Origin of the sequence: Paenibacillus xylanexedens, assembly GCF_007680605.1 — a bacterium.
GTDB classification, from domain to species: domain Bacteria; phylum Bacillota; class Bacilli; order Paenibacillales; family Paenibacillaceae; genus Paenibacillus; species Paenibacillus xylanexedens_B.
Map to the genome: position 1 here is coordinate 1 of NZ_VEIO01000114.1, position 208 is coordinate 208.

A 208-nucleotide genomic window follows, 5' to 3' on the forward strand; every position below is an offset into this window, starting at 1 on the left:
AACACGACCGTTAAGCCCTCTAGCGCCGATGGTACTTGGACCGCAGGGTCCTGGGAGAGTAGGACGCCGCCAAGCGATTCCCTTTGGGGTATTTTTTTTGCCCCCTCGTTAGGGATATGGGATGTATATGCGGGCCTTTAGCTCAGTTGGTTAGAGCGCACCTCTGATAAGGGTGAGGCCGGTGGTTCGAGTCCACCAAGGCCCATAG

General features: G+C 56.2%; 1 tRNA gene and 1 rRNA gene. Both read left to right on the forward strand.

What is annotated here, in order from left to right:
* Window positions 1–75, forward strand: a 5S ribosomal RNA gene (gene rrf / locus FS818_RS29645); the annotation flags it as partial.
* Between the two features lie 56 nt (window positions 76–131).
* Window positions 132–205 (forward strand) — tRNA-Ile (locus FS818_RS28615).
* Window positions 206–208 lie beyond the last annotated feature (3 nt).